The sequence below is a fragment of the Levilactobacillus zymae DSM 19395 genome, assembly GCF_001434115.1.
Taxonomy (GTDB): Bacteria; Bacillota; Bacilli; order Lactobacillales; family Lactobacillaceae; genus Levilactobacillus; species Levilactobacillus zymae.
Map to the genome: position 1 here is coordinate 133,743 of NZ_AZDW01000050.1, position 6,058 is coordinate 139,800.

At 50.2% G+C, this 6,058-nt stretch carries 5 protein-coding genes; 3 read left to right on the forward strand and 2 right to left on the reverse strand.

Annotated elements, in window-relative coordinates; translation table 11 throughout:
- The first annotated feature begins 23 nt into the window (after window positions 1–23).
- From FD38_RS10865 to FD38_RS10875, 3 genes are all read left to right on the forward strand, one after another.
- Entirely contained in the window at window positions 24–1,598 is a 1,575-nt protein-coding gene (locus tag FD38_RS10865; RefSeq protein ID WP_057734120.1) for a tagaturonate epimerase family protein, read from the forward strand.
- 32 nt (window positions 1,599–1,630) lie between these two features.
- A complete protein-coding gene (uxaC, locus tag FD38_RS10870) occupies window positions 1,631–3,097 on the forward strand; it encodes a glucuronate isomerase (protein ID WP_057734122.1) in 1,467 nt (488 codons plus the stop codon).
- A 393-nt stretch (window positions 3,098–3,490) separates the two neighbouring features.
- A complete protein-coding gene (locus FD38_RS10875) occupies window positions 3,491–4,735 on the forward strand; it encodes a hypothetical protein (RefSeq protein ID WP_057734124.1) in 1,245 nt (414 codons plus the stop codon).
- A gap of 48 nt (window positions 4,736–4,783) precedes the next feature.
- Here the strand turns inward: FD38_RS10875 and FD38_RS10880 are convergent, their stop codons facing one another.
- Both FD38_RS10880 and FD38_RS10885 read right to left on the reverse strand, forming a co-directional pair.
- Window positions 4,784–5,560, reverse strand: coding sequence for an ElyC/SanA/YdcF family protein (locus tag FD38_RS10880; protein ID WP_057734125.1), 777 nt, complete (start codon window positions 5,558–5,560; stop codon window positions 4,784–4,786).
- A gap of 131 nt (window positions 5,561–5,691) precedes the next feature.
- Window positions 5,692–5,943 (reverse strand): hypothetical protein, encoded by a 252-nt coding sequence (locus FD38_RS10885; protein ID WP_057734127.1) that lies wholly within the window; start codon window positions 5,941–5,943, stop codon window positions 5,692–5,694.
- Window positions 5,944–6,058: the final 115 nt, after the last annotated feature.

The window sequence follows — 6,058 nt, forward strand, 5'->3', positions numbered from 1 at the left end:
CAACTATATTGGAGGCAATATTGATGGATTTACAAAAATTAGTTTCAGACGTCCATGAGATCTTAGCCGCAAATGGCGACTACTCAAACCTGTCAGACAAAGAAGTTTACGTGAACTCAATCCAAGTTGACGTGCGTAACGTTTACTTTGACTTACACCAAACGGTTAACAAGCAAACGGTTAAGAGTTTAGTCGTTTACGAAGACCGCGACGATGTTAAGGACTTCGATGCCCGCGAAAGCATTGCCGATGCTGACAAGACTTTGATTGTCGGTGACTTGAACGAACAAAACTGGCACGCTTTGACGAAGCGCTTCAACTGGTTGAAGCCAACTTCTCGTCACGGCCACAAGTACACCTTTGGTTTAGGTGACCGCTTAGGCTTAGCTTCCAATGCTCACTTACGCTTATTCAAGGGCCGCGGCATCATGCCTGTTCTGGCTCAACAATCCATCCGTGAACTTCTCTTGACGAACCGGACTGAAACCGACGTTCTGTTGGATGCCGGCTGGGCCGTCTTCGACGAAGGCTTCACCACTGGCTGGGCCGATGATGGTGACCACGTTAAGAACCCTCACGAAGTTGACTACGCCATCAAGGCTGGTTGCACCATGATCACCCTTGACTCGACTGAAAAGATTCATAACGAAATCGCTGACTTAACTGACGAACAATTGGATGCTAAGTACAACGCTTTGGACGACGACCTGGTTAAGTACTTCAACGATACTTACCTGGACAAGACGTTCCAAATCAACGACAAGGCTTCCGTTCACTTCAGCAAGAAGGATGTTGAACAATCCGTCTTAATCTTCAACGGTGCCGTTCAATACGCTATCTTTATCTACCACAAGTTCATCAAGCCTTACAACCTGGACTTCGAAATTTCCATGGACGAAGCGATCGTACCAACGACGCCAGCCAACCACTACTTCTTTGCTAACGAATTACACGAAGCCGGCATCACCCCTGAAACCATTGCCCCACGGTTCTACGGTGAATTCCAGAAGGCCATTGACTACATTGGTGACGTTAAGCGCTTCGAACGTGAATTCGTCATTCATGAAGCCATTGCGGAACACTTCGGCTACAAGTTGAGTATCCACTCTGGTTCCGATAAGCTTTCCGTTTACGAAATCATCGGTCGGTTGTCCAACAAGCACGGCTGGCACGTTAAGACTGCCGGGACTAACTGGTTGGAAGCTCTGCGGGTTATTGCCCACGCCGATCCAAAACTGATGCGTGATATCTACAAGTTCTCTTACGACAACTTGGATGATGTGGCAGCCTTCTACGTCTTCAACGCCCAAACCGATGGTACGGCACCAAAGCCAGAAACCATTACCGACGACAACGTTATGGACTTGCTGAAGAACGATGACTCCCGTCAGGTTCTGCACACCATGTACGGTTCCATCTTGAACTACCAGAAGAGCTACCGTTACGTCTTCCGTGACAAGTTCTTCAAGATCTTGAAGGAAAACCAAGCTCAATACGACAAGTACTTGATTGCCCACATTGCCCAACACATTGACTTACTCCAAGGTAAGGCCAAGACGAAGGCTGAAGTCCAAGCTAAGTACGAACCAAAAGACTAATTCTGAAGACGTCTTAAAGGAGGACAACACCCATGGATTTGCTTGATGACGATTTCTTACTCGGCAATGATATGGCCAAGAAGTTGTTTAATGATTACGCTAAAGACATGCCAATCATTGACTTCCACTGCCACTTGAACCCAGTAGAAATTTACGAAAACAAAAACTACCCGAACATTACGCGGATTTGGTTGAACGAAGGCACTTACGGGGACCACTACAAGTGGCGCCTGATGCGTGCCAACGGTGTTCCCGAAGAATTGATCACTGGTGACGGCGATGACTACGATAAGTTCATGGCCTGGGCCGGCACGATTGAAAAATCAATGGGGAACCCGTTGTACGAATGGACCCACTTGGAATTGAAGCGCTTCTTCCACATCGACGAAGTCTTCAATCGCAAGACGGCGCCCGAAATTTGGAAGAAAGCCAACGCTTTGCTCCAAACGGAAGACTTCAAGCCACGTAACTTGATTAAGAACATGAACGTCAAGGCGGTCTGCACCACGGACGACCCAGCCGACGACTTACGCTACCACAAGCTGCTGAAGGAAACCGAAGCTGAAAACGGCTTCCGGACCTTACCAGCCATGCGGCCAGATAAGTTGATCCAAATTGATCGGGACGGTTATGCGGACTACTTGAAGAAGTTGAGTGACGTCTCTGGCGTTAAGATCAACGGCTTCAAGGACATCATGGCAGCGGTTAAGCAACGGTTTAGCTTCTTTAATGACATGGGCGGTCGTTTGTCCGACCACTCCTTATTGACCTACCACTTTGTTGAGGCTTCGGACAGCGAGCTGGATGCCATCGTCAACAAAGGGATCAATAACCAAGATTTGACGCCTAAGGAATTAGACCAATACATCACCATGTTGTTGGAAAACTTGATGAAGTTCAACAAGGAATTCGACTGGACCATGCAATTCCACATCAACTCCATCCGGGACCTCAACCGGCCGATGTTTAAGAAGTTGGGTGCCGATACCGGGTACGATGCTGTTGGGACGCAACCAGACATTGCGGGTGAAATCCAAAAGCTCTACACCAAGATGCGCAACACCAACGATATTCCAAAGACCATCTTCTACTCCTTGAACGACAACGATTGGATGCAATTAGCAACCATGATGGGCTCGTTCCAAGAAGGCGGCAAGCAACGCTTACAATTAGGTGCTGGCTGGTGGTTCAACGATACTGCCGAAGGAATGGACAACCAATTACGGATTTTCGCGCAAGAAAGTCTGTTACCAAACTTCGTCGGGATGTTGACCGACTCACGGAGCTTCTTATCCTACCCTCGTCACGAATACTTCCGTCGGGTACTTTGCAACTTCTACGGCAAGTTAGTTGAACAAGGTCGGGTACCAAACGACGAAGCCACGTTAGGGAAGATCGTACAAGACATTTCCTACAACAACGCCTACAACTACTTTGGTTTCTTCCCAGACAAGACGCCAGATGAGTTATTTAACACGAGTTATTCAACCAGTAAGTAATTACTGAAAAAATACACTTCCTAAATTTCTCGTACGACTGCTTAGCGGTCGTGCGAGATTTTTTGGTGAAGAGTGTGATAAAAGGCGGTTAGCTAGCGAGCATTAATTGCGTCAGGTGGATAATCCCGGGCTTGGATTATCTGCCTGACGGGATTAAGCGCAACTAGCTGCCTTTTAGCGCACGTTTCGGCACCAGAAGATTGGCGCGCGCGGGTTAAACGATGGTTGTTAGAACACCATAATGTCCAGTTGTCAGCCAATCCTCAAATAATTGAGACAAGTCCCAATCAATGATTGAAAAGAGCGCTTTCTTGTATCACCATAGACTTATAACCCACTCAGCTAACAGTGAATGGAAAATCTAAATTTGGTATTTGGTAGGAGGAGTTGCACATGAATCAAAATCCTTTAAATATTTTGCACACCATCGGGTTGAAGGAACTTTACCCGATTATTCGGTGCCAAATTAAGCTGACCGGACCGTTCGACATTGACCGGTTCCGGCGGGCCGTGACCTTGTCGGCGAAGGTCGTCCCCGAACTCTTTTGTAAATATAATCTAGCCGATAATAGCTGGACGCCCGTGGTGGACGACGCCACGACCATGGTGACCGTGGTCGATCAACTCACGCCGGGCTTAGACAGTAATCCCGATTGGTTCCGCCAACCGCAACTCCGGGTCTTTATCGAACCAGGTACGACCACCACACTGGTCTTGACCATGAGCCACATTTTGACCGATGGTAGCGGGTTCAAGCAGTACCTCTACTTATTGAGTGATTGTTATAATCGGGGCGTGGCGGCCGTTAAAGACGTGCACAACACCGTTGACTTGGATTGGCTCAAGGACCTGTTGAAGACGCATCCGGCGCCGCAACAGAAAAAAGACGTCGACCACCCGGCCCACGCGCTAGGCTTGCCCCGGCTGGCGGATGAATCGGCGCAACGAGAAGCCCACGTCAGCGGTGTGCGGTTGAGTGCCGTCCTGACCAAACAGTTGATTCACGCGACCCACGACCAACACGTCACGGTCAACGATGTTTTGATGGCGACCTTTGGTAAGACCATCCAGGCCTACGACCCCGAGGTGGCGGACATCGCGATCGCCTGCCCAACGGATATGCGCCAAAGCATCGACCACGATCAGGCCCAATTCCGGATTGCCAACCATACGGCCCGGTACAATCCCGCAATTCCAGCGCCGTTAGCCGAACCGATTCGTGAATCCGTTCAAAAAATGCACGCGGGAATGGCGGCGCTCAAGGACCAAGACCAGTTCCTGGATTCCGTGCGCTCGCTGATGGCCCAGTACCAACACGAAAGCATCGACCAGTTACAACAAATCGTCGAAGCCAACTACCACGTGCGGCCGATTGGCTACACCAACTTTGGCATCATCGACGACCAGCGGTTACGGTTGGACGACACCGACATCACGGACGTTTTGATGACGGGGTCCTTCCGGTTCGCGCCGATGTATCAGATTGCCTGCAGCACGTTTAAGGGCCAACTGTCCTTAGGCTTTAACATGGTGGGGACCGACCAAGAAGTTCAATTCGGTCGCGACCTGGCCCAGGCCATGGCGGGGCGCATCGAAGACTTCATCGATCCGCAAACGGCATCGACCCAGACCTTATAATGAAAATGGTGCGTGTCCCGTTTTTGGGAGACGCACCATTTTTTAGGATTAGGATTTAAACGCGGGGTCAGCCGGACGCCCCGTAATGTCGAGGTGGGCTTGTAAAAAGGCGTAGGCGGCTTGCACCGGTTCGGGGATGTCGACGTGTGCGATGTAGTTTTGGCCGTGAGGGCCGTACCCGTGCGCGTCGTCGGTCAACCGTGGGAGTTCGCCCATCAGTAGGGTGATGTAATCGTGCATGGACCACATTCCGAAAATTGGTTTGGTGAAACCGAGCTGGCCGTTCCAGACCTGAACGTGGACCTGGTAGGCCGCGAAGTTGACCAGTTGCGTCTCCGGGGCGACCTTGTGGAAGCAGGCGGCCATCCGCCGTTGCATGGTGGCGTCTTGGATGACGCCCAGGCGCTTGACCGGGATATCGTGGGCTTGGAGGACGGCCAAGCTGTTGGCGACGTTACTACCACAGTTGGTCGATTCGGTTTCTAATAAGCGAATGTGATCCACGTAGGTGTATTCCAGGTAACGCTGGTGCATCAAGGCTTCGCTGGGATCACCCAGAAAGTCGAACCCACGCTTGGAGAGTTGGGCACGGAGCGTGGGGGTGGTGTGCCCCCGGCCCCCGGCAATCAGGTAGTGGTTAGCGGCTTGGTGGGCCATGGCCTCGTGAAAGACCGAGTCGCCGGCCAGAATGCTGCCGCCGAATAGGATAATGGCATCTAGTGGTTCATTCAACGCCGCACGGGTCAGTTCCGGCACGTCGCGGGGCCCCAGGTAGTCGGCCAGGACGTTGAGCGCGTCAGCGATGGCGGTTAAATTTTCAGACATTTGGATTCCTCCGTTCGTAATACCTCTATTGTAAGCCGTTTCACGGTCAGAAGAAACCATAAAAAACGCCACTGCGGATGGGGGTCCGTAGTGGCATTTGGGGTTTATGAATTAAGGGGGAGCTTACTTGCTTACTTTAAAGCTTGGGATTGCTTTTGAACCAGAGCCGTGTAAGCGGACGAGAAGGAATGGTTAGCCGTAGCAGGGTTCGAGTTGGAAGCGGCGAAAGCTTGGGTGCTAACGAAGGCTCCGGAAACAACAACAGCAACAACAACGATCAGTGCAATAACTTTAGATAAACGCATTTTATAAACATGTCCTTTCAGCTCAATGGCTTTAACTTTTTTAAGTTCCGTGTTTTCAACATTTGTTAACGTGAACATCGTAATTCTTTCAGAAAATTAAGTCAAGAACTAATTGGTCATGTAAAGGATTACATTTAAACCTGAATTATTCACCAGAAACTCCAAAATCCCCATCAAACACATGATTCAAGTG

Excerpts from the sequence above, each read along its gene's own strand:
- FD38_RS10880 (WP_057734125.1), bottom strand. The coding sequence starts at position 5,560 with ATGTCTGAAAATTTAACCGCCATCGCTGACGCGCTCAACGTCCTGGCC.
- FD38_RS10885 (WP_057734127.1), bottom strand. The coding sequence starts at position 5,943 with ATGTTCACGTTAACAAATGTTGAAAACACGGAACTTAAAAAAGTTAAA.
- FD38_RS10875 (WP_057734124.1), top strand. The coding sequence starts at position 3,491 with ATGAATCAAAATCCTTTAAATATTTTGCACACCATCGGGTTGAAGGAA.
- uxaC (WP_057734122.1), top strand. The coding sequence starts at position 1,631 with ATGGATTTGCTTGATGACGATTTCTTACTCGGCAATGATATGGCCAAG.
- FD38_RS10865 (WP_057734120.1), top strand. The coding sequence starts at position 24 with ATGGATTTACAAAAATTAGTTTCAGACGTCCATGAGATCTTAGCCGCA.